Here is a 21,000-nt window from a genome sequence, read left to right on the forward strand (position 1 = left end):
CCGGTAACACCTGTACAGCAAGGAGGTCGCGATGACCGGAGGCAGCACCCGGTTGCAGGGCCGGACGAGGCGACTACTCGGGGTGGTGGCGGTGGCGATGATCGGCGCCACGGCCGTGGGGTGCGGTTCCGGCTCGGGGTCGAGCGCGGAATCGAGCGGCGACGGGACCGTCACTCTGGAGTTCGCGCAGTGGTGGGCGCCGGAGCTGCCGGCGGGATCGTTCGACAAGCTTATGTCCGAATTCACGGCACAGAACCCGAACATCAAGGTCAAGCTGTTGAGTGGTCCGTACGCGTCCACCAAGCAGCAGCTGGTGTCCGGGGCGGCGTCGAGGACGCTGCCCGACGTCGTGGGACTCGACGGCGCATGGGTGAGCGACTTCGCCAAGCAGGGCGCCATCGCTGACCTGTCCGAGCTCATGACAGCCGCGAAGTACGACTCCAGCCAGCTCGCGAGCCAGATTCAGATCAAGGGGAAGACCTACATGATCCCCGTGGTCAACTTCGTCTACCCCCTGTTCGTCAACAACGATCTGCTCTCGAAGGCGGGCATCAAGAAGCCTCCGAGCACGCGCACGGAGTTCTTGGAAGCGGCCAAGAAGATCACCGCGCTCGGCGGCAACGTCAAGGGCTGGGCCCTGCCACTCGACACCGCCGTCCCCAACGGCGTCCAGAATGACGTGATGTCCTGGTTGTGGGCATCGGGTGGCAGCATGCTCACCAAGGACGGGAAGCCCGACCTGACCGGCCAGGGCGTCAAGAGCACCGTGGACTACGTCAAGAGCCTGAACGACGCGGGCGTCATCGCGCCCGGAGCGCTGACCATGAAAGAGCAGGACAAGGTGGAGAAGTTCTCCACCGGTCAGGTCGGCATGATGATCGATTCCCTGGCTCACATCACGCTGATCAAGAAGAACGATCCGAAGCTGGACTTCACGGTGGTGCCGATCCCGGCCGAGGACGGTTACACCGGCAAGCGCGGCATCCCGTACGCGTCCTGGGGCATCGGCGTCGCCGAGTCCTCGGAGCACAAGGCCGAGGCGTTCAAGCTGGTCCAGTTCTTGATGAACAAGCAGGCGAACGCGCAGCTGAGCACGTTGGCGAACGGCTTCCCCGGCAACAAGACGGCCGAGCCGGACTTCAGCACGAGCGACCCGCTGTTCAAGACGGCCTTCGACATCTACAAGGCGGGCTATCCCGCCAACGAGTTCGTCGGATTGCCGAAGTCCGAAGACCTCATGCGCAGCTTCGATGAGCAGCTGCAGCTCGCGCTCACCGGCAAGCAGAGTGTCGACGAGGCCCTCAACAAGGCGCAACAGGCCTGGGCCCCGGTGCTCTGACCTTCCGTACTTCGTGGGCCGCGCCGACCGTGCGGCGCGGCCCCGAAACAAGGAGACATCGATGGAAACCGCGAAACTCGATCCCGCGGCCTCCCCGGGAGCCGCAAAATCGGCATCGGAATCCTCTGCGGGCCGGCGGAGAAGGACGCGGCCTTTTCCCGTGCAGCGCGTTGTCCCGTACGGCTATCTCTCGCCGACGCTCATCCTGATCTTTGTGCTGATGATTATCCCCATCGCGATGGTGGTCAGCTATTCGTTCAAGGACAACGTGATCGTCGAGCAGAATCCGGTCTTCGCCGGCCTCGCCAACTACACCACGGTGCTCACCGATCCCGACTTCCTGGCCGCGCTGAAGAACACGTTCGTCTTCATCACCGTGAGCACCGTCGCGCACCTCGGCCTGGGGCTGGCCTTCGCGACGATGCTCAACACGCCGTTGCTGGGCGGAGTGACGAAAGCCATCTTCCGCATCGTCTACATCCTGCCCTGGCTGTTCACGGTCGCCGTGATCGCGGTCATCTGGCGGCTCATGCTGGACCCGTCGGGGGTGGTCAACTACATCCTGACCACGATCGGCGTGATGCGCGAGCAGGTGAGCTGGCTCTCCGAGCCGAACACGGCGCTCTGGGCATTGACGTTCATCAACATCTGGGCCGGCTTCCCCTTCTTCATGATCAGCATCCTCGCGGGGTTGCAGGGGATCTCGCCCATCCTGTACGAGGCGGCCTCCGTGGACGGCGCAAGCACGTTCCGCCAGTTCCGCAACGTGACGATCCCACAGCTGAAACCGGTGCTCCTCAGCATGGCCGTGCTCGACCTCATCTGGACCTCCCAGCAGTTCGCCCTCATCTGGATGACCACCGGCGGTGGCCCGCTGAACGCCACCGAAATGCTCAGCACCTACACCTACAAGCAGGCCTTCAGCAGTTACGAGTTCGCCACCGCGTCCGCCGCCGCCGTCATAGTCCTGCTGCTCACGATGGTTCTGGCCTTCTTCTACGTTCGCCTGCAAAAGGAGAGGTGATCACCCGTGCTCACCCGCAAAAGGCGGCGCCTCGGCGCGAAGATCGCCGTGCTCGCAGGCCTGTGCGTCGGCGCGGCCTTCGCCGGCCTGCCGGTCGTGTGGATGCTGTCGACGTCGTTCAAGACCAACGGGGAGGTCTTCCAGGTTCCGCCGCGGCTGATCACCGAGAACTTCTCGTTCGACGCCTACGCGGCGATCCTGGGCGACGGCACCCAGTTGAGGTTTTTCATCAACAGTTACATCGTCGCATTGTCGGTGACGGTGCTGACATTGTTCGTGGCGATCCTCGCGGCGTACGGATTCAGCCGCTACAACTTCCCGCTGAAGCGATCCGTCAACGCCGTGATCGTCACCGTTCAGGCCGTGCCGCCGATCACCCTCGTCATTCCTTACTTCGGTCTCGTGGTGGCACTCGGCCTGTACAACACTTATCCGGGGCTGATCCTCACCCATATGGTGTTCACGCTGCCCTATGCGATTATCATGATGACCGCATACTTCAACACCCTGCCCCGCGAATTGGATGAATCCGTCAAGGTGGACGGGGCGTCGAGCTGGACGGCTCTCTGGCGCATCCTGGTGCCCATCTCGGTTCCCGGGCTGGTCGCCGTCGGCGTCTACACCTTCATGATCTCCTGGAACGAATACCTGTTCGCGCTGACCCTCACGCGTACCGACGACATGCGAACGGTTCCCATCGGCATCCAGCTCCTGATGGGCCAGCACTCCTACGAGTGGAACCAGATGATGGCCATGAGCATTCTGGGGTCCATCCCGGTGCTCGTGCTGTTCCTCCTCTTCCAGCGGCGGTTCATCGGCGGCCTGACCTCCGGCGCGGTCAAGGCCTGACCCGTCATCCCCATTTCGAGCGACAATCTTCCAACCAGAAGGAGAAATACAGCAATGCTGACGACCGGCAAGGTGCTCCTGGCCGTGGCGAACGAAAAAAACTTCGCCGTGCCCGCCTTCAACATCAGTGACTACGCCATGTTCAACGGCATCGTGGACATCAGCGAAGAGAAGAACGCGCCGCTTTTCGTCGGGATCCACCCCGACGAGGTGCGGCACATCGGAGTGGACGTGATCGCCGCGATGACCCAGCGAGCCCATCGCTCGTCCGTGCCGATCGCGATTCACTGGGACCACGGCGCGACCTACCAGGAGATGCTGACCGCGATCCGGATCGGCTTCACCTCGGTGATGATCGACGCCTCGATGAAGTCCTTCGAGGACAACATCGCGATCTCCAAGAAGGTCACTGAGACCGCGCACGCGGTCGGCCTGTCGGTCGAGGCGGAGCTGGGAACGATCGGCAAGACCGACAGCGAGGCCGAGGACGGCAGCGACGCGATCATCTACACCGACCCGGCGGACGCCGTGACCTTCGTGCGGGAGACAGGGGTCGACAGTCTCGCCGTGGCCATCGGCACCTATCACGGCCTCTACCCGAAGTCCCTGAAGCCGGAGCTGAAGCTCGACCTGCTGAAGGAGATCAAGGATCGGGTCCAGATCCCGCTCGTGCTGCACGGCGGCTCGGGCAACCCCGACGACGAGATCGCGCAGTCGGTCAAGCTCGGCATCAACAAGATCAATATCTCCAGTGACATCAAGGCGGCCTACCACATGAAGATGCGCGAAGTCCTGGCCGATGAGAGCCTGCGCGAGCCCAACTCCATCCAGCCGCCGTGCATCGAGGCGATGAAGGTGGTGGCCGGGCAGAAGATCGACCTCTTCGAGGCGACCGGCAAGGCATCTCTCTACTGACATGACCAGCCATGTAGTCCTGGGCTTGGGGGGATGCGTCGACTACGAACTCAAGCTGTCCTCGCCGATCCTGGAGCAACTGATCGGCGAGTATCAGATCCACGATGCCGAGCTGACCTCATCGGTCACCGTGACCGACGAGCGCGAACTGGTCATCTCAATTCTCACCTACCTCAAAAAGGGCGGAGGAGGCGAGCACTTCGTCGCCTCCTCCGAATGCCTGAACGCATTCGCGGGGCGGTTCCCCAAACGAACGACTCTGGGCGGGACCTCCGTTCGGGCGGCGATGGAGATGAGCCGGCTCGGCGTGCCGTCCACCCTGCACCTGGTCAGCCTCAACGACATCGTCCGCCGCCTGCTGCCGGCAAGCTGCGACTACATCTGCAGCGGCGACCAGGACACCCTCTATCCGCACCTGATCGTGCAGTACGACCAGGGCATGCGGGTGCGAGCAGGTGACATCGACATCCGTGCGCCGTTTCCGAACAGACTGATCTACGTCAACGACCCGGCGAACGAGTCCATGCTGCTGAGCGACGAGCTGGGCTCGTTGCTTCGCGACGCACGGGTCTTTCTGATCTCGGGATTCAACGCGATACGGGACCAGCCCACACTTGACCGCCGCCTTTCCGCGCTGAGAAGCCACATGCGACAACTTCCGGCCGAGGCGGTCGTCTACTACGAGGACGCCGGATTCCACGAGCCGGGCCTCAGCCAACGGGTCCGCGACGCGCTTCTGGAAGTCATCGACGTTTACGGACTGAACGAGGACGAGATGCAGTCGCACCTTGGCTACCCCGTCGACCTGCTCTCCGTGACAGAGGTGGCCCGCGCCCTCGAATCGCTGCAGGCCCTCATCCCCGTGGCGACTTTGGTCGTGCATACCAAGTACTGGTCGGCGGCATTCGGCGAGAGAGCCGGCGAGTACGCGGAGCCATTGAACGAGGGCATCGTGATCGCCAGCACCCGCTACTGCCACGGCGACGAGTACACGAACCACCACTACGAACTCATGCAGAACCGGCCGAGGCGAACGGAGTCGGTGGAGTTCGCCGCGGCTCTGGAAGGCCGAATGGGCGGGGTCGTTCGCTGCCTGCCCGGCTTCGATCTCGACGTTGCCGCGCCCACGACCATCGGGCTCGGCGACGCGTTCGTCGGCGGGTTCCTCGCCGCGGTCTCCCGGGGCCGGTCATGAGAGGGATGTGAACCATCGCCCCGCCGCGTTCCAGCGCTCGACGATCGGGAACCCGGATCGCCCGGCAAGGGGGGCGATGTCGTCGATCGAGACGGTCGCCCAGGTGAACCAGTCGCCCGTAAGCCCGGCCTGGCGCGGCCGTACGGTGTGGATCCCGCTCTGTGAACCCGGCGGCGAGAGTTTGGCGATCATCGTTCCTCCCGGCCTGACCAGCTCGCGCAGGCGCCGGAGGAGGGCCGCCGGGTCGCCGCCGATGCCGATGTTGCCGTCGGCCAGGAGCGCCTCGGCCCACCGCCCGGTTCCCGGAAGGGGGTCGAAGACGCACCTGCGCAGCACCAGGCCAGAGCCGGCGCTCGGCGGAGAGCGACCGCATTCGGCCGTCGGCATATTCGATGGCCACGTCTCCGCCTTTGAGGCTTTCTTCGTAGAAAGCGCCGATCACGCGACTTTCCCATAGTGATGGGCGACGTTCATGCCGTCACATTACCCAGACAGATCAGCGTCGATCCTTACGAAGCTGTTACAGGCGCGGGGCTGCGACTGTCCGGCAAAAACGCGTCCATCACGCCCTCAGCGGAAAAGCCAAGACCTGGCGGAGCGGGACAGGCCGCATGCCCTGTCAGGGACGAAGGGGCCGGGGGCCCAAACCGCGGGATCGGCCAGGAAACGGTATTTCCACCGACCCGCACTGGTCATTTCTCGGAACGACGTCATCCTTTCGTAAGAGAAGGGGGGCTGTTGTCGCGTTAGCGTCGGCCCATGGAGATCGACGTGGTTCTGCCCTGCCTGAATGAGGAGGCGGCCCTGCCCTGGGTGCTCGGGCGGATGCCGCCCGGCTTCCGCCCGATCGTGGTCGACAACGGTTCGACCGACGGATCCGCGAGGGTCGCGGCGGAGTGCGGCGCGACGGTGGTCGCTGAGCCACGGCCCGGCTTCGGCGCCGCGTGCCACGCGGGGCTGACGGCCGCGACGGCGGACGTGGTGTGCTTCATGGACGCCGACGCGTCCCTCGACCCCTTGCAGTTGCCGCGCGTCGCCGGGCCGGTCGGGGCAGGTGAGGCCGATCTGGTCCTCGGCCGACGCGTCCTCGGACCGGGCGCCTCCTGGCCGGTGCACGCCCGGCTCGGCAACGCCGTGCTGGCTCGCGAGCTGCGCCGCCGTACCGGTGCCGACCTGCACGACCTGGGACCGATGCGGGCGTGCGGACGTGCCGCCCTGCTGGCCTTGGAGCTGGCGGACCGGCGGTTCGGCTACCCCCTGGAGATGGTGCTGCGCGCCGGTGCGGCCGGCTGGCGGATCGCCGAGGTCGAGGTGGACTATCTGGCCCGTACGGGGAGGTCGAAGGTGACCGGTACGGTGCGCGGCACGCTACGGACGATCGGTGACATGCGCCGGGTCATGGCCGGGCACGGCGGTATGACGTGAGTTCGCACGGTAGCGACGGCGCGCAACTCCTGGTGATCGCCAAGGAGCCCGTACCGGGCAAGGTGAAGACCCGCCTGACCCCGCCCTGCACTCCGCGCGAGGCCGCGGCACTGGCCGGCGCCGCGCTGGAGGACACGTTGCGGACGGTCGCCCGGGTTCCGGTGGCCCGTCGCGTGATCGCTCTCGACGGAGCTCCCGGGGCGTGGCTGCCCGCCGGGTTCACGGTCGTACCGCAGCGCGGCGACGGACTGGACGAACGGCTCGCCGCCGCCTTCGACGACGCCCACCGGTTGTCGCCCACCCCGATAGTGCTCATCGGCATGGACACCCCGCAGGTGTCCGCCGGCCTGCTGGCCGGCGCAGTGTCGTCGCTCGCCGCCCACGACGCGGTGTTCGGGCCCGCGACGGACGGTGGGTTCTGGCTTCTCGGGCTGCGCGCCCCCGACCCCGATCTGCTGCTCGGCGTGCCGATGTCCGAGCCGACCACAGGAGAGATCCAGCTGAACAGACTGATAGAGGCCGGACTGAGCGTCGCCCGCCTGCCCTGCCTGACCGATGTGGACACCATGGAGGACGCGGTCGAGGTGGCGGCGCAGGCGCCCCACTCGCGCTTCGCCGCCGCGCTCGCCGGAACGGCGGCGTTGTCATGACCCCTTCTCGTGAGGCGAAGGTGCTGGTCACCGGCGCGGCCGGGTTCATCGGGAGCCATGTGGCGCAGGCGCTGGAGGCGGCCGGACACGAGGTGGTCCGCCTCGACCTCAGGACCGGCGACGACGTGCGCGACGCCGCCACGCTCGACCGGTTGATGGCAGGGGCCGACGTCGTCGTGCACCAGGCGGCCAAGGTCGGGCTCGGCGTGAATGTGGCCGACCTGCCGGACTACGCCTCGGTCAACGTGTACGGCACGGCCGTGCTGCTCGCCGCGATGGCCCGGCACGAGGTCGGGCGGCTGGTGCTGGCCTCCTCGATGGTGGTCTACGGAGAGGGCGCCTACGACTGTCCGAGGCACGGCCGGGTACGGCCCGCGCCGCGTTCCGCCGCCGCCCTGGCACGGGGGCTCTTCGAGCCTCGTTGCCCCCGGTGCGACTCGGAGGTGGGCTACGCCACGATCGATGAGGACGCGCCGGCGGATCCCCGCAACGCGTACGCGACCAGCAAGCTGGCGCAGGAGCACCTGGCCGCCAACTGGGCGCGCGAGACCGGCGGCACGGCCGTCGCGTTGCGGTACCACAACGTGTACGGGCCCAGGATGCCCCGGGACACGCCCTACTCCGGGGTGGCGGCGATCTTCCGGTCCGCGCTGGAGGCCGGTCGAGCACCCAGGGTGTTCGAGGACGGCGGGCAGTTGCGGGATTTCGTCCACGTCCGCGACGTCGCCCGCGCGAACGTCGCCGCGCTCTCCGGCGGCCGGCCGGGCCTGCTGGCCGCGTACAACATCGCCAGCGGGGAGCCGCGCACGGTCGGTGACCTGGCCGCGGCACTGGCCGCGCAGCGTGGCGGGCCGGAGCCGGTGACGACGGGGGAGTACCGGCTGGGCGATGTCCGTCACATCGTGGCCGCTCCGCACAAGGCGCGTGCGGAGCTCGGCTTCCACGCCCGGATCGGCTTCGACGAGGGGATGAAGGAGTTCGCCACCGCACCCCTGGCCTGGCCGGCGTGACCTGCCGCGCGGCGGGCACGGTCGTCCTGCTGGCCGCCCTTGCCGGCACGCTCGCGCTGGCGATCGGCGCGGACACCGTTCCCGCGGATCGCCACGGCCTGTTCTGGCCGTACCTGCTCGCGTGGGCGTTCTTCTGCGCGGCGGCGTGGGCCGTGCGCGGGCTGCCGGCGCGTCAGGCGAGGTGCCTGGTGATCGCCGGCGGGATCGCCGTGACCGCCACCGGTCTCCTCTCGCCGCCCGCCACCAGCACCGACTCCTACCGCTACGCCTGGGACGGACGGGTGCAGGCCGCGGGCGTCTCGCCCTACGATCACGCTCCGGCCGAGGCGGCGCTGGCGCCGCTGCGCGACCCCTGGCTCTTCCCCCGCGGCGCCGGCTGCGAGGGGCCCGATCGCTATCCGATCCCCTCAGGAGACTCGGGTACGTCGTGCACGCGGATCAACCGCCCCGGCGTGCACACGATCTATCCGCCGATGGCGGAGGCGTACTTCCTCCTGGTCCACGGACTCTCGCCCGAAGGGGCACGGCACAAGCCGCTGCAGGTCGGCGGCGCGCTCCTGGCGTGCGCGACCTCGGCCGTGCTGCTGATCGCGCTCAGCCGCCGGCCCGGCACCCGGGACGACGCTCCGGCCTACGCCGCCTGCTACGCGTGGTGTCCCGCCGTCCCGCTCGAACTGGTGAACAACGCCCACGTCGACGCGCTCGGCATCCTGCTCGCCGTCCTCGCCCTGACCACGGTGAACAGGCACAGGGTCCTCGGCGGCGCGCTGCTCGGCGCGGCGACCGCCGTCAAGCTGCTGCCCGCCGCCGCCGTACCCGGAGCGCTCTCCGGGATCCTGGCGTCAGGAGGAAAGCCGCCGGCGCGCCGGATGCTCGATGCCCTGGCCGTCCTCGGCCCCGCCGCTCTGGTCGTGGCGCTCGCCTATCTGCCGTACGTGCTCGCCTCGCGCGGCTCCGTACTCGGATACTTCTTCGGTTACCTGACCGAGGAGGGTTACGAGGATGCCGGCAGCGGGGACCGGTACGCGCTGCTGCGGCTGGTCCTTCCCGGCTCGTGGGCGTTCCCCGCGGCCCTCGTCATCCTCGGGATCACGATCTTCCACGTGCTCCGCCACGGTGACGCGGACCGGCCGTGGCGAGGCGCCCTGCTGGTGACCGGGGTCGGGTTCCTCGTGTTCACGCCCGGCTATTCCTGGTACGCCGTCCTGGTCGTCGCGCTGGTCGCCCTCGACGGCCGGTGGGAGTGGCTCGGCGTCCCGCTGGCGAGCGGCGTGGCGTACATGGGCACCGTCGCCGGCTCCGGGACCATCGCCTACGCCCTTGCCGCGCTGGCGGTGGCCGCCGGGCTCGTCGTACGCGCGGTCCGTCCCTCGTCCGGCAGCGCGTACGGACATTGCCGAATGGGGGCCCGGGCGTGGCTTTGGAAAGACCGTTTCCGGTAAGGAGACCGGACAGCCGACATGGGATTTCGGGGGGATCGGTGCCGGATGCGTCGCGTGGGCGCGATCGAGAGGTCAAGCCCGGCAGGAAGGGCCGCCTGGCCGCGCGCCTCAGGGGGTGGAGCGGGCCGCCCGGGCCGTTCCGGCCGGAGTTCTGGCGCAGCCCGCTCCGCGGCCCCTGGCTGACCTCGGTGCTCGGACTGATCCTGCTGGCCGGGATCACCGTCGTCGCGCTCACCGGGCTGGTGTCGTACGCCGCCTACGAGCCTCGGCTGCCGGGCAACGACACCACCCCCGGCAGGGGCCTGCTCGGCTTCTACCTGTTCGACTGGCCCACGGACCCGGTCTGGTTGTACCGGGTCACCCAGGGCGCGCACGTCGTCGGCGGGCTGACACTGGTGCCGATACTGCTGGCCAAGCTGTGGTCGGTCATCCCCAAGCTGTTCGCCTGGCCGCCCGCCCGCTCGGTCGCGGAGGCCGTCGAGCGGGCCAGCCTGCTGCTCCTGGTCGGCGGCGCGATATTCCAGTTCGTGACCGGCATCCTCAACATCCAGCTCTTCTACGTCTTCCCGTTCTCCTTCTACCCGGCCCACTTCTACGGCGCGTGGATCTTCCTGGCCGCCTTCGTCGTACACGTCGTCATCAAGCTGCCCCGCGTCGTCCGCACCCTGCGGACGTACGGCCTGCGCGACTACCTCCGCACCTCTGTGGCGGACACCCGCCCGGAGCCGCCGGACCCCGATGGCCTGGTCGCCACCGACCCGGCGCCCCCCACGATGTCCAGGCGCGGCCTGCTGGCCTTCGCCGGTGGCGGCTCGCTGGTCATGTTCGGCCTGTCCGTCGGCCAGTGCGTCGACGGGCCGTTGCGCCGTACCGCGCTGCTCGCTCCCCACGGGCGCCTCTACGGTACGGGTCCCAACGACTTCCAGGTCAACAAGACAGCGGCGAGCCTCGGCGTCACCCCGGCCCGGACCGGCGAGTCCTGGCGGCTGGCACTCGTCGGACCACACCGGACGGAACTGTCCCGCGCGGACCTGCTGGCGATGCCGCTGCACACCTACGCCCTGCCGATCGCCTGCGTGGAAGGCTGGTCGACCGTCCAGACCTGGACCGGCGTACGGCTGGCCGACCTCGCCCGCCTCGCCGGGATCCGGACCGGCTCGACGGGTGTCACCGCCAGGTCGCTGCAACGCGGGGGCTATTTCGGTCAGGCCTCGCTCAGCGCCGCACAGGTCGCCGACCCGCGCTCGCTGCTGGCGCTGCGGGTCAACGGCGCCGACCTGTCCCTCGACCACGGATACCCGGCGCGGGTCATCGTCCCCAACGCTCCCGGGGTGCACAACACGAAGTGGGTGCGCGAGCTCGACTTCACCCAGGAGCGATCTTGAACGGCCGGTGGGCGAGGGCCTACGGCGCCCCTTCGTGGCACCTGCTCGTCCTCGCCCTCTGTTTCCTGGTCGCCGGTTACGCCGCCACCCGGGTGGTCGACGTGGGGATCTGGCCCGGCTTTCTGGTGTGGTTCGTGGGGGCGATCGTCCTCCACGACCTGGTGCTGTTCCCTCTTTACTCCGCCGCCGACTTCGCCGCCCGGTCCGCCACCGCGCGTACCCCTCGCCGTGGTCGTACGGCTGCCCGGCGTCGGCGCCGGCCGGCGCCGATCAATTACCTGCGCGTGCCGGCCGCCTTCTCGGGTCTGCTGCTGCTGGTGTGGTCCCCCCTCATCCTGCGCGGTGCCGAGCCCAACTACAGGGCGGCGGTCGGCTTGAGCACCATCCCTTATCTCAACCGATGGATTCTGGTCACCCTGGTGCTCTTCGCCGCCTCAGCACTGCTCTACGTGCTGCGACGCCTGGCCGCGGGGTGGGCCGGCCGTTGAGCGCCCGGCCGATCGGCGACTACGCGATGCTGTCGGACTGCCGGTCCGCGGCGGCCTGATCGCCCGTGGCGGCGCCGACGTGCTCACCCTGTCCAGCCCGGTGGAATTCCGGATCAGCGGCTCGGTCGCGGACGCCGCTCTCACCCTGCGCGCCGGACAGAGCGTCGGCCTGGCCCTGCAGGCGGGTCAGGCCTGGGCGCCCGACCCGCCGCGCCGTACCTCCTGGGCCGTCTCGCGCCGGATCCGCGACACTGTCGCGGGATGGCGCTCCTGGTCACGCGGGCACGCCGGCTACGAGGGCCCCTGGCGCCGGCAGGTCAACCACAGCGGCCGGGTTCTGCGCGCGATGACCTACGCCCCGACGGGCCGAGCAGGGCGTGGACGTGGACGTGGACGCGTTCCTCACCGGGCTCGCAAGCGCGGGGCTGCTCAACCGTCCCGAACGGCCGCCGAACCGGTGGGACCGGATTCGGCCACACCACGTGGCCTGGCTCTTCTCCAGGCCCGCGCACGCCGTGCTGATCCTGCTGACCGCCTGTGCCGTCGCCGCCGCCATCGCCGACCCTGGCATCCTGCCGAGCCTGTCCGCCCTGGTGTGGTCCGACAGCCTCACGTTCACTGTCGCGTTCGCGGCCGGCACGTGGCTCCTCGTCCTGGTGCACGAACTCGGCCACATCTCCGCAGCCAGGTCCCTGGGCGTGCGGGCGGAGCTGTCGCTCGGGACTCGCCTGCAGTTCCTCGTCGTGCAGACCAGGATCACCGGCATCTGGGCGGTCCCCAGGCGGGCGCGCTACCGCGCGTACCTGGCGGGCATGCGGGTCGACTGGTTCCTCGCCTGCGCCGCGACGTGCACGCTGTACATCGTCGAACTTCCCCTCGTACGGCTGGTCCTGGTCATCTGCCTGTCGCAGATCGCCTGGCTGCTCTACCTGAGCCTGCTCGGCCGCCGCTTGATCAGGTCACGCAGACCTGACAGGCCTGCCGGGTAGCGGACAGGAATCTCACCTGCCGCATGGTGAACGCGCGGCCGGGGCTCGAACCCGGAAACCATGGATTAAAAGGACGCCGGCATCGGCCCTGCAGTACTCTCTCAGCGTTTGATCTTGAGGGTAGGTGCGAGCTCCGGCTACAGCGGCGACTGCCGGCGGTCGAGTGCGCCCAAGGCTGGCCGAAACCTGGAGGAGAACAGGCATGCGAAGAACCTGGCCGGTGGCGCTGGTGGCCCTCGCCACGGTCGTCATGGGCGGCGCGACGCCGGCGAGTGGCGAGTCGGTCGATCGGGGAACCGCTTCGACGAAGGCAACGGCAACGGCGGCGGTCTGCGGCAGCTCGTCGCTGAACGGCCCGACCACACCGCCCGCCGGCGCGGTCGTCGTCCCCGCGGGCGACAACAGCGGCGTGAACTTACGCCAGGCGAACACCACGTACTACTTCGAGACCGGCACGCACACGCTGGGCACCGACAAGTACGCCCAGATCATGCCCGGCAACGGCGCGACGTTCATCGGCGCGCCCGGCGCGGTACTGGACGGGCAGCGGCTGAACCTGTTCGCGTTCACCCAGCAGGCGACCGGCGTCACGATCCGGTACCTGACCATCACCGGATTCGTCGCGCCACGCGATCAGGGTGTGGTCAACCACGACTCCGGCGACGGCTGGGTCGTGGAGCACAACACGATCCGCGACAACTCCGGCGCGGCGCTGATGGCCGGGGCCACGAACAAGATCCGTGGCAACTGCCTCAAGGACAACGGGCAGTACGGCCTGAACGCGTACAAGGCCGGCAACACCATCACCGGCCTGGTGGTGGCGGACAACGAGTTCACCGGCAACAACACCGAGGACTGGGAGCACCAGGTCCCTGGGTGCGGATGCACCGGCGGCATGAAGTTCTGGGCGGTGAACGGCGCCGACGTGACCGGCAACTGGGTCCACGGCAACCACGGGCCGGGCGTCTGGGCGGACACCAACAACAACGACTTCCTCATCGAGAACAACCTCATTGAGGACAACGACTCGCTCGCGATCTTCTACGAGATCAGCTACAACGTCGTGATCAGGAACAACACCATCCGCCGCAACGCCTGGGCCTCCGGCGCCGAGCGGGCAACGAAGGGCGACCCGTTCCCCGAAGCGGCGATCTACCTGTCCGAGGCGGATGGTGAGCCCCGCTTGAACGCGCGGACCAGCAAGATCGAGATCACCGGCAACCTGCTCCAGAACAACTGGGGCGGGATCACCGCGTGGGCGAACGCCGACCGGTTCTGCAACAGCCCGGCCTCGACGACCGGCGACTGCACGCTGATCGTCGGACCGACCAACACCTCACAGTGCTCGGCTCCTGCCATCGCGAGCGAGCCGCTCTACACCAACTGCCGCTGGTGGACGAAGAACGTCGACGTCCACCACAACACGTTCGCCTTCGACCCCAGTGCAGTCAACGGCGGCTGCCCGACGCAGTACTGCGGGCACATGGCCCTGCTGTCCAACTGGGGCACGTACCCGGACTGGTCCCCGTACAAGGGCGCCGTGATCCAGCAGTCGATCGTCCACGACTCGCACAACTCCTGGCACGACAACACCTACACCGGACCGTGGCAGTTCAGGGTCACCGACATGGGCAATCGCATCGTGCCCGGGCTGTGGGTCGGCCCCCAGTACGGCCAGGACGCCGGCAGCACGTTCGACGGCGGCACGCCCGTCCCGCCGGCGATCGCCGAGCAGGACTTCGAGTCCGGCTCGACCGTCTCGCCCTACGCCCCGTGGTACGGGGCCACTGTGGCGCACCAGACCGGCGGCGCGCATGGCGGCACCGGCTCGCTGCAGATGACCAGCGCCCAGGCGTCCGGCAGCGCGGTGGCGCTTGACAACTTCCCCGGATACAGCGGTGTGGTCGCCGGTACGAGCTACCAGGTGTCGCTGTGGTACCGGGAGGCCGTGGCGACCATGCCCGCCGTCACGTGGAACGTGCGGTGGCGCGACGAGTCCGGCACGGTGCTGCGTACCGACGCCATCTCCCTGGCCCGGAAGACCGCCTGGACCGAAGCGGCCGGCACGTTCACCGCGCCCGCGGGCACGACCCGCGTCGACTGGACCTTTGTCTGGAACGCGAGCATCGCCGGACCCGCGTTCCAGATCGATGATGTGGCGATCCGTCCCGGGAAGCTCACGTAAAAGACCTGAATGAACGTGAGCCCGGTGACGGCGCTCCGCCCGTCTTCCTGGCACGATACGCGCGAAAGAGCGGCTGCAACACGAACCCCGTGTTGCAGCCGCTCTGTTTGGGAGCATCAACCCCCGAGAAGGCGCGTGAAGCCCCCGGCGAGTGATGCCGTGGCCGCCGAACATCCGCCGTCTTTCCCCCGTATGTCAGCGGCGGCGTCAGGACGGTGACGGCCCGGTATCAGCGCGGTTGGCGATGCTCTGGACATCGAAAGAAACGCCGCGCAAGGAGCACATCATGCAGAAGTTCGACACCCCCGCCGCGATCTCCGCCGTCCTGGACATCCCCTCGGGACGCCTGCAGTTCATCGCCGCCGACCAGACCGACACCACGGTCGAGGTCCGGCCCACGAACGCCTCCAAGAGCCGCGACGTGAAGGCGGCCGAGCAGACCACGGTCGCCTACGCCGACGGCGTCCTGCGGATCGAGACGTCCGCGGCCAGGAACCAGTACCTCGGCCCGTCCGGATCCATCGACGTGACCGTCAAGCTGCCCGCCGGCTCCCGCGTCGAGGCGAAGAGCGCCAGTGCCGAGCTCCGGACCTCCGGCCGCCTCGGCGACGTCGCCTTCGAGGGCGCGTACCGCCAGATCACGCTCGAGGAGACCGCGAGCCTGCGCCTCACCGCGACCGACGGCGACGTCGAGGTCGGCCGCCTCGGCGGCCCCGCCGAGATCAGCACCGCCCGCGGCGACATCCGCATCGCCGAGGCCACCGGCGGCAAGGTCGTGCTCCGTACCCAGTCCGGCGACATCTCGATCGCCGCCGCCGCCGGCGTCTCGGCCGCCCTGGACGCCGGAACCACCCACGGCCGCGTCACCAACTCCCTCAAGAACGACGGCACCGCCGAACTCGACGTCCACGCCACCACCTCCAACGGCGACATCACCGCCCGCAGCCTGTGACCCACAGCCCGGAAAGCGACGCAGCTTTCGAGCTGCACAAGACGCGCACTATCGCGAAACGAGGAATAGCCATGAGTAACAGGGTCCGGAGGTCGCGGGCTTTCCGGCGCGCGGCGGTCACGATGCTGGCGGCCGCGCTGCTGGCCGGGGCGGCCACACCCGCGCTGGCCACGACGGGTGCGGCCGGCCGTGTGGGCCTGTCGAAGGCCGCAGCCGGGCAGGATCGCCCGGAGCTGCAGAAGGCCGTCCAGGCGTTCGTCGATGCAGGTTTCCTCGGAGTGCAGGTACGCGTGCACGATGAGCGGGGCGAGTGGGCCGGCAGCGCCGGGGCGCGCAAGCTGGGCGCGAGCGCGAAGCCGCCCCTGGACGGGCGGTTCTGGGTGGGCAGCGTCACCAAGACCTTCGTCGCGACCGTGGTGTTGCAGCTGGTGGCCGAGGGCGAGATCGGGCTGGACGCCCCGGTGGCCGGCTACCTGCCCGAGCTCGGGCTGGACCGGCGGATCACGGTGCGGATGCTGCTGCAGCACACCAGTGGCCTGTTCAACTACACCGGCGACCTCGACCCCGACGGGACGTGGGTGCCGGGGCTCCCCGCGACGGGCAAGGAGTGGCTGGACAACCGGTTCCGCTCTTACCGGCCGGAGGAACTGGTGCGGTTCGCGTTGTCCAAGCCGGCGCGGTTCGAGCCGGGAACGGGCTGGAGCTACTCCAACACCAACTACACGCTGGCCAGGCTGCTGATCGAGAAGGTGGCCGGCCGCTCGTTCGACGCGGAGTTGAAGCGGCGGATCGTGGGGCCGCTCGACCTGAAGGGCACCGTGGTGCCGGGCGACCGGACGCGGCTGCCCGGGCCGTACGCCCACGGCTACTACCGCTACCAGGACGCCGGCGAGTGGAAGGTGGTCGACGTCTCCCGCCAGAACCTCTCCCTGCTGGCCGGCGCCGGTGACATGATCTCGACCACCCAGGATCTCCACACGTTCTTCTCCGCATTGAACGGCGGCAGGCTCCTGCCGGCCAAGCTGCTGGCCGAGATGCGCGAGCCGCACCCGGAGAGCGACGCCCTCTACGGCCGCTACGGCCTCGGGCTGTTCGTGAAGGACCTGGGCCCGGCCTGCGGCACCGTTCTCAACCACAACGGCAGCCCTCCGGCGGGCTACGGCGCGCTGATGTACAGCACGCCCGACGGCGGCAGGACCCTGACCGCCTCGCTGACCGCCGGGGACGCCGCAGTCGACATCGCCAAGGATTATCCGAAGCTGCTGGACGGGCTCGTCAGGGCGGCGTTCTGCGACGGGCAGGCCGGGGTCAGCTGACACCGCGGCCGCCCGCATGCGATGCCATTCGGCCCTCCGCGCGCTACGGCGAGCGGAGGGCCTTCGCGGCAGGACGTTTTGTCGTTTTCCAGCCGCATCTTGGTGGGTTGCGCCCGACATCGCATGGCCGCCTCTCGTCGGGACGTTATGACCGATCAACGGATGCCGCGTACAGTGGACATCAAGCGGTGACTTGTCGGGCGCGTGACTTACGTGCCCATGACGATTTCTCTCGCACTGCGGATCGGACACCCGGTATGACCGTCCTGACGGGAAACCTGGTCCATCACCCCAACCACAGCGTGCTGACCCTGCGCGGCGAACTGGACGCCTCCTCCCCGGATCTGATCACGCTCGCCGTCGACACGGTGATCGACACTGGTCGGCAACGCCTCACAGTGGACGTCGCCGACCTGACCTTCTGCGACTCTCAAGGGCTCCGGGCACTGCTCCACGCCGAACGGAAACTCACCGCCGCCGGCGGTGCCATGGAACTGGTCCACGTTCACGGCCTGCTGGGCCGCGTCCTGGGCGTCACCGGTCTGGCGAAGGCCTTCACCATCACGCCCAGCACCGTGTAGCGAGCCGCCCTCGAGTCCGGCGGCGCCGGCGCGACCTACGGCCCGGTGATCCGGGTGGTGAGCGGGAGGCCGGTGACGCTGAAGCCGGCGTGAACGGTGAACTCGCCGGGCTCGGTCTTCCACTCCCGCGACAGATACACCTGCACCACCTGCTTGCCCGCCCGCTTCCCGGTGTTGCGCACGGTCAGGCTGACCTCGTCCGAGGTGGCGGTCAGGCCGGTCGCATCCCAGCTCGTGTAACCCAGCCCGTGTCCGAACGGGTACGCGGGTTCGGCAGCCCAGCAGCACGGCGGCCACCTCATCGCGCCAGGGCATGAGCACGGGCGCACCCGCGTTGACCACGACGACCTCCCCGGCCGTGAGCTCGACCAGGGCCGAGGCGTGCGGCGGGAGCCGCCCAGCCTGGCGAGGTCGGACGAGCGGCGGTTCTCGCTCAGCAGCTCGCGACCGGAGTCGGCCTGACCTCCGAGATCAGGAGTTGATCGACGCCATCGCCTAGTTGCGGTAGCGGTAGAGGATCCGGCCGCGGGTCAGGTCGTACGGGCTGAGCTCCACCAGCACCCGGTCGAAGGGGAGGATCTTGATGTAGTTCTTGCGGATCTTCCCGCTGATGTGGGCCAGCACCTTGTGCCCGTTCTCCAGCTCCACCCTGAAGGTGGCGTTGCGCAGGCACTCGGTGACGGTGCCTTCCATTTCTATGCCGTTCGCTGTCCTAGCCATGTCGTTCACTTCCTTCCAGCGCCAGTTCCAGATTGCTGCCCGTACGGCGGGCACCTATGGCATCGAACAGTGCCATGGCCGCCGTGTTGGACTCGTTCACCTCGGCCGACACCGCCTCGATCCCGCGGCGGTGCAGGTCATCCAGTACGCGGGCGAGCAGCGCCCGCCCGATCCCGCGGCGCCGGTGGCCGGACCGTACCGCGACCAGTCCGATCCGCGGCTGCCTGGTGACCGCCGCCAGCCGGACGTACCCCACGTATTCGCCGGCCTCCGCCGCCACCGTGTACCTCGACAGGTCCGGCGCGGCCGGGCGGGGCAGCACCTCGGCCGGCATCTCCCGCCAGCCTACGGCGGCCTCGACCTCGTCGCGGATCACGCGGTCCAGGGCCCGCAGCGGGCCCTCCTCCGCCGGCCCGATCGTCACCCCCGGCGGCGGGAGCGCCGGGCCGAGCCCCGTGAGGCCCGGGTCGGTCGGCACGAGGCACTCCCACTCGCGCCGCCGCGCCGTGAACCCGGCCCGTTCCCAATGCGCGGCCAGGTCGAGGTCGTCCTCGCCGACCAGCGTGTACAGCGGCCTCGGCAGCTCCGCCAGCATGGCGCCGGCGAGCCGGTCGAAGACGGCGCAGTGCCAGGCGTCGATGCTGACGAACATCCGCCCGTCGGGCCTGCCTGAGATGTCGCCGCGGCCGACCACCTGGTCGTCCTCCACGGCGTGCCACGAGCCGTCGGCGACGCGTTCGATCGTCACGGCCTGCCCGTCGCTGCGGGCGGTGAGATGCACAGATTCCATACGGTGTTGCCTTCCGGGATTGCCTGTTGCGGCGCTCCCAGGCGACACCTACGTCAATCGCCTGACCGTGACGACGGGGGGAGCACCCACATCGATACAGCGTTCATGGGTCTCACCTCCTCGCGTGCTTGTCACGGTTCGCGAAAACCTATCAGCAGGTACGCGAGTTCGTCCAACTGTTTTCCAGCACGGTGCCGGGCTGATGGGTGTCAGCCCGGCACCGTCCCGTTTCAGCCCTGCGGCTCTTCCGCCGGGCAACTGGCGCCCTGCGCGGGCACGGTCAGCGAGATCAGGTAGTTGTCCATCGCTTCCGTGGTGCACTGGGTCATGCCGTAGATGCCGTGGCCCCAGCCCTCGTAGGTGAGCAGCGTGGCCTTGGTGCCGAGCTGGCGGGCCACGTTGGCCGACCACTCGTACGGTGTGTCGGGGTCGTGCTTGGAGGTGCCCACCAGCAGCGGCGTGCTCCCGGTGTACCGCAGCCGGTGCTGCGGGTTGTTGACCGGGACCTGGTGGCCCTGGCAGAGCGGCATGTCGCCCATCGGCATCGGGTTGTAGCGCAGGTCGGGCGCCACCGCGTTGGAGGCGCGCATCACCTCGGCGTACTCGTCGTAGTCGCGCAGCGACAGGTTCCAGTCCTGGCAGAGGATCGCGGTCGGCAGCTCGGCGAACTCACCGCCCACGGGCCCGTTGCCGGGCGGGTTGCCCATGTCGTCCGGCACCGGCCCGCCGGCCAGGGCGAGCAGCACCTTGGCCTCCTGCCGCCAGGCCGGCGCCTCGTTGAGCACCACGCCGAGCCACAGCAGGTTGTGCGCGCTCACCGGGCGGTCGGTGAAGCCCGGCCAGTACAGCTCGCCGCGGTCCGCCTTCTCCAGCAGGCCCTTCCACAGCGCCTTGACGTCGCGGCCGTGCAGGACGCAGTCGGTGTCCCGCTCGCACCAGGCGACGAACTCGTCGAAGCTGTCCTGGACGGTGGCCGCCTCGGTCACCTGGAACGCCTTGACGTTCAGGCTGTGGTCCATGTTGCTGTCCAGCACCATGGCCCGGATCCGGTTCGGGTACATCTCGGCGTACATCTGCTGGGCCAGCGTGCCGTACGACACGCCGTACGAGGTCAGCTTGCTCTCGCCGAGCGCGGCCCGGATGGCGTCCATGTCGCGCGCCACGTTGGCCGAGTCGAGGTGGTCGTACAGGGGGCCGGTCTGCTTACGGCAGTCGGCGTGCAGCTTCGCGTCGAAGGCCACCCACTTGTCGTAGTCGGCCTGGCTGGTCATCACCGGGTACGGCATCTCGTTGTACACCGACGCCGTGCAGGTCGTCGAGCCGCTGCGAGCCACGCCCCGGGGGTCGTAGCCGACGATGTCGAACCGCCGCTGAATGTCCTCACTGAACCCGGACGGCCGCAGGATGTCGTTCACCCCGGAGTTGCCGGGCCCACCCGGGTTGGTCAGCAAGGATCCGATCCGCGCGGACGGATCGGTGGCCTTACGCCGCGCCAGCGCCAGCTTCACGGTGGCCCCGTACGGCTTGGACCAGTCGATCGGCACGGCCAGCGTGCCGCACTCGACGGTGGGCTCCTCCTCACACGGCCCCCAGGTGATGCCGCGCTTCCCTTCGTCGTCCGCGGCGGTGGCCGCCTGGGGCGCCGATAACGGTAAAACCGTCGCCAACATCATGATGGCGGTGGCAAGCATGGGTATTTTTCGTTGCATAATGCTCCAAATCGTAGATCGACTGGGCAGGCCGCG

Annotated in this window: 21 protein-coding genes; 16 read left to right on the plus strand and 5 right to left on the minus strand. The window is 68.7% G+C overall.

What is annotated here, in order from left to right:
• Positions 1–31: 31 nt before the first annotated feature.
• Genes H4W80_RS51375 through H4W80_RS51395 form a run of 5 tightly spaced genes read left to right on the plus strand, consistent with a single transcriptional unit; the run spans position 32 to position 5,322 of the window.
• Complete coding sequence (locus tag H4W80_RS51375) at positions 32–1,339, plus strand: ABC transporter substrate-binding protein (protein WP_192791725.1); 1,308 nt, start codon at positions 32–34, stop codon at positions 1,337–1,339.
• A 13-nt stretch (positions 1,340–1,352) separates the two neighbouring features.
• Positions 1,353–2,363 carry a carbohydrate ABC transporter permease gene (locus tag H4W80_RS64120; RefSeq protein ID WP_318787466.1) on the plus strand — a complete coding sequence of 337 codons (1,011 nt, stop codon included), beginning with the start codon at positions 1,353–1,355 and terminating at the stop codon, positions 2,361–2,363.
• A 6-nt stretch (positions 2,364–2,369) separates the two neighbouring features.
• Positions 2,370–3,212: a carbohydrate ABC transporter permease gene (locus tag H4W80_RS51385; protein ID WP_192791726.1), complete on the plus strand. Its 843-nt coding sequence runs from the start codon at positions 2,370–2,372 to the stop codon at positions 3,210–3,212.
• Between the two features lie 54 nt (positions 3,213–3,266).
• The gene (locus H4W80_RS51390) at positions 3,267–4,127 is read left to right on the plus strand and encodes a ketose-bisphosphate aldolase (protein ID WP_192791727.1); all 861 of its coding nucleotides are present in this window, start codon (positions 3,267–3,269) and stop codon (positions 4,125–4,127) included.
• Position 4,128: 1 nt separating this feature from the next.
• The gene (locus H4W80_RS51395) at positions 4,129–5,322 is read left to right on the plus strand and encodes an ADP-dependent glucokinase/phosphofructokinase (protein ID WP_192791728.1); all 1,194 of its coding nucleotides are present in this window, start codon (positions 4,129–4,131) and stop codon (positions 5,320–5,322) included.
• On the opposite strand, the gene H4W80_RS51400 is transcribed toward H4W80_RS51395, so the two are convergent.
• A complete protein-coding gene (locus H4W80_RS51400) occupies positions 5,317–5,658 on the minus strand; it encodes a hypothetical protein (RefSeq protein ID WP_192791729.1) in 342 nt (113 codons plus the stop codon). The two genes, H4W80_RS51395 and H4W80_RS51400, sit on opposite strands and share 6 nt — an antisense overlap.
• Before the next feature lie 423 nt (positions 5,659–6,081).
• Between H4W80_RS51400 and H4W80_RS51405 the strand changes: the two genes are divergently transcribed.
• From H4W80_RS51405 to H4W80_RS51455, 11 genes are all read left to right on the plus strand, one after another.
• Positions 6,082–6,747: a glycosyltransferase family 2 protein gene (locus tag H4W80_RS51405; protein ID WP_192791730.1), complete on the plus strand. Its 666-nt coding sequence runs from the start codon at positions 6,082–6,084 to the stop codon at positions 6,745–6,747.
• Positions 6,744–7,397 (plus strand): TIGR04282 family arsenosugar biosynthesis glycosyltransferase, encoded by a 654-nt coding sequence (locus tag H4W80_RS51410; RefSeq protein ID WP_192791731.1) that lies wholly within the window; start codon positions 6,744–6,746, stop codon positions 7,395–7,397. The genes H4W80_RS51405 and H4W80_RS51410 overlap by 4 nt, the downstream gene beginning before the upstream one ends.
• Positions 7,394–8,407 carry an NAD-dependent epimerase/dehydratase family protein gene (locus tag H4W80_RS51415; RefSeq protein ID WP_192791732.1) on the plus strand — a complete coding sequence of 338 codons (1,014 nt, stop codon included), beginning with the start codon at positions 7,394–7,396 and terminating at the stop codon, positions 8,405–8,407. The genes H4W80_RS51410 and H4W80_RS51415 overlap by 4 nt, the downstream gene beginning before the upstream one ends.
• Positions 8,404–9,849, plus strand: a complete 1,446-nt coding sequence (locus tag H4W80_RS51420; protein WP_192791733.1) for a glycosyltransferase family 87 protein — start codon at positions 8,404–8,406, stop codon at positions 9,847–9,849. Before H4W80_RS51415 ends, H4W80_RS51420 begins: the two co-directional genes overlap by 4 nt.
• Before the next feature lie 38 nt (positions 9,850–9,887).
• Positions 9,888–11,234, plus strand: coding sequence for a molybdopterin-dependent oxidoreductase (locus H4W80_RS51425; RefSeq protein WP_192791734.1), 1,347 nt, complete (start codon positions 9,888–9,890; stop codon positions 11,232–11,234).
• A complete protein-coding gene (locus tag H4W80_RS51430; RefSeq protein WP_192791735.1) occupies positions 11,231–11,722 on the plus strand; it encodes a hypothetical protein in 492 nt (163 codons plus the stop codon). Before H4W80_RS51425 ends, H4W80_RS51430 begins: the two co-directional genes overlap by 4 nt.
• Before the next feature lie 377 nt (positions 11,723–12,099).
• Positions 12,100–12,711 (plus strand): hypothetical protein, encoded by a 612-nt coding sequence (locus tag H4W80_RS51435; protein ID WP_192791736.1) that lies wholly within the window; start codon positions 12,100–12,102, stop codon positions 12,709–12,711.
• Between the two features lie 202 nt (positions 12,712–12,913).
• Positions 12,914–14,896, plus strand: a complete 1,983-nt coding sequence (locus H4W80_RS51440) for a right-handed parallel beta-helix repeat-containing protein (RefSeq protein WP_192791737.1) — start codon at positions 12,914–12,916, stop codon at positions 14,894–14,896.
• A 286-nt stretch (positions 14,897–15,182) separates the two neighbouring features.
• On the plus strand, positions 15,183–15,848 hold the full coding sequence (locus H4W80_RS51445) for a DUF4097 family beta strand repeat-containing protein (RefSeq protein ID WP_192791738.1): 666 nt from the start codon (positions 15,183–15,185) through the stop codon (positions 15,846–15,848).
• A 71-nt stretch (positions 15,849–15,919) separates the two neighbouring features.
• Entirely contained in the window at positions 15,920–17,164 is a 1,245-nt protein-coding gene (locus H4W80_RS51450) for a serine hydrolase domain-containing protein (protein ID WP_192791739.1), read from the plus strand.
• Positions 17,165–17,421: 257 nt separating this feature from the next.
• A complete protein-coding gene (locus tag H4W80_RS51455; RefSeq protein WP_192791740.1) occupies positions 17,422–17,745 on the plus strand; it encodes an STAS domain-containing protein in 324 nt (107 codons plus the stop codon).
• Positions 17,746–17,780: 35 nt separating this feature from the next.
• On the opposite strand, the gene H4W80_RS51460 is transcribed toward H4W80_RS51455, so the two are convergent.
• From H4W80_RS51460 to H4W80_RS51475, 4 genes are all read right to left on the minus strand, one after another.
• Positions 17,781–18,047, minus strand: coding sequence for a hypothetical protein (locus H4W80_RS51460; protein ID WP_192791741.1), 267 nt, complete (start codon positions 18,045–18,047; stop codon positions 17,781–17,783).
• Between the two features lie 193 nt (positions 18,048–18,240).
• Complete coding sequence (gene infA, locus H4W80_RS51465; protein ID WP_192791742.1) at positions 18,241–18,465, minus strand: translation initiation factor IF-1; 225 nt, start codon at positions 18,463–18,465, stop codon at positions 18,241–18,243.
• A complete protein-coding gene (locus tag H4W80_RS51470) occupies positions 18,458–19,255 on the minus strand; it encodes a GNAT family N-acetyltransferase (protein WP_192791743.1) in 798 nt (265 codons plus the stop codon). The genes infA and H4W80_RS51470 overlap by 8 nt, the downstream gene beginning before the upstream one ends.
• A 230-nt stretch (positions 19,256–19,485) precedes the next feature.
• Positions 19,486–20,946 (minus strand): alpha/beta fold hydrolase, encoded by a 1,461-nt coding sequence (locus tag H4W80_RS51475; protein ID WP_192791744.1) that lies wholly within the window; start codon positions 20,944–20,946, stop codon positions 19,486–19,488.
• Positions 20,947–21,000: the final 54 nt, after the last annotated feature.

The sequence above is a fragment of the Nonomuraea angiospora genome, assembly GCF_014873145.1.
GTDB classification, from domain to species: Bacteria; Actinomycetota; Actinomycetes; order Streptosporangiales; family Streptosporangiaceae; genus Nonomuraea; species Nonomuraea angiospora.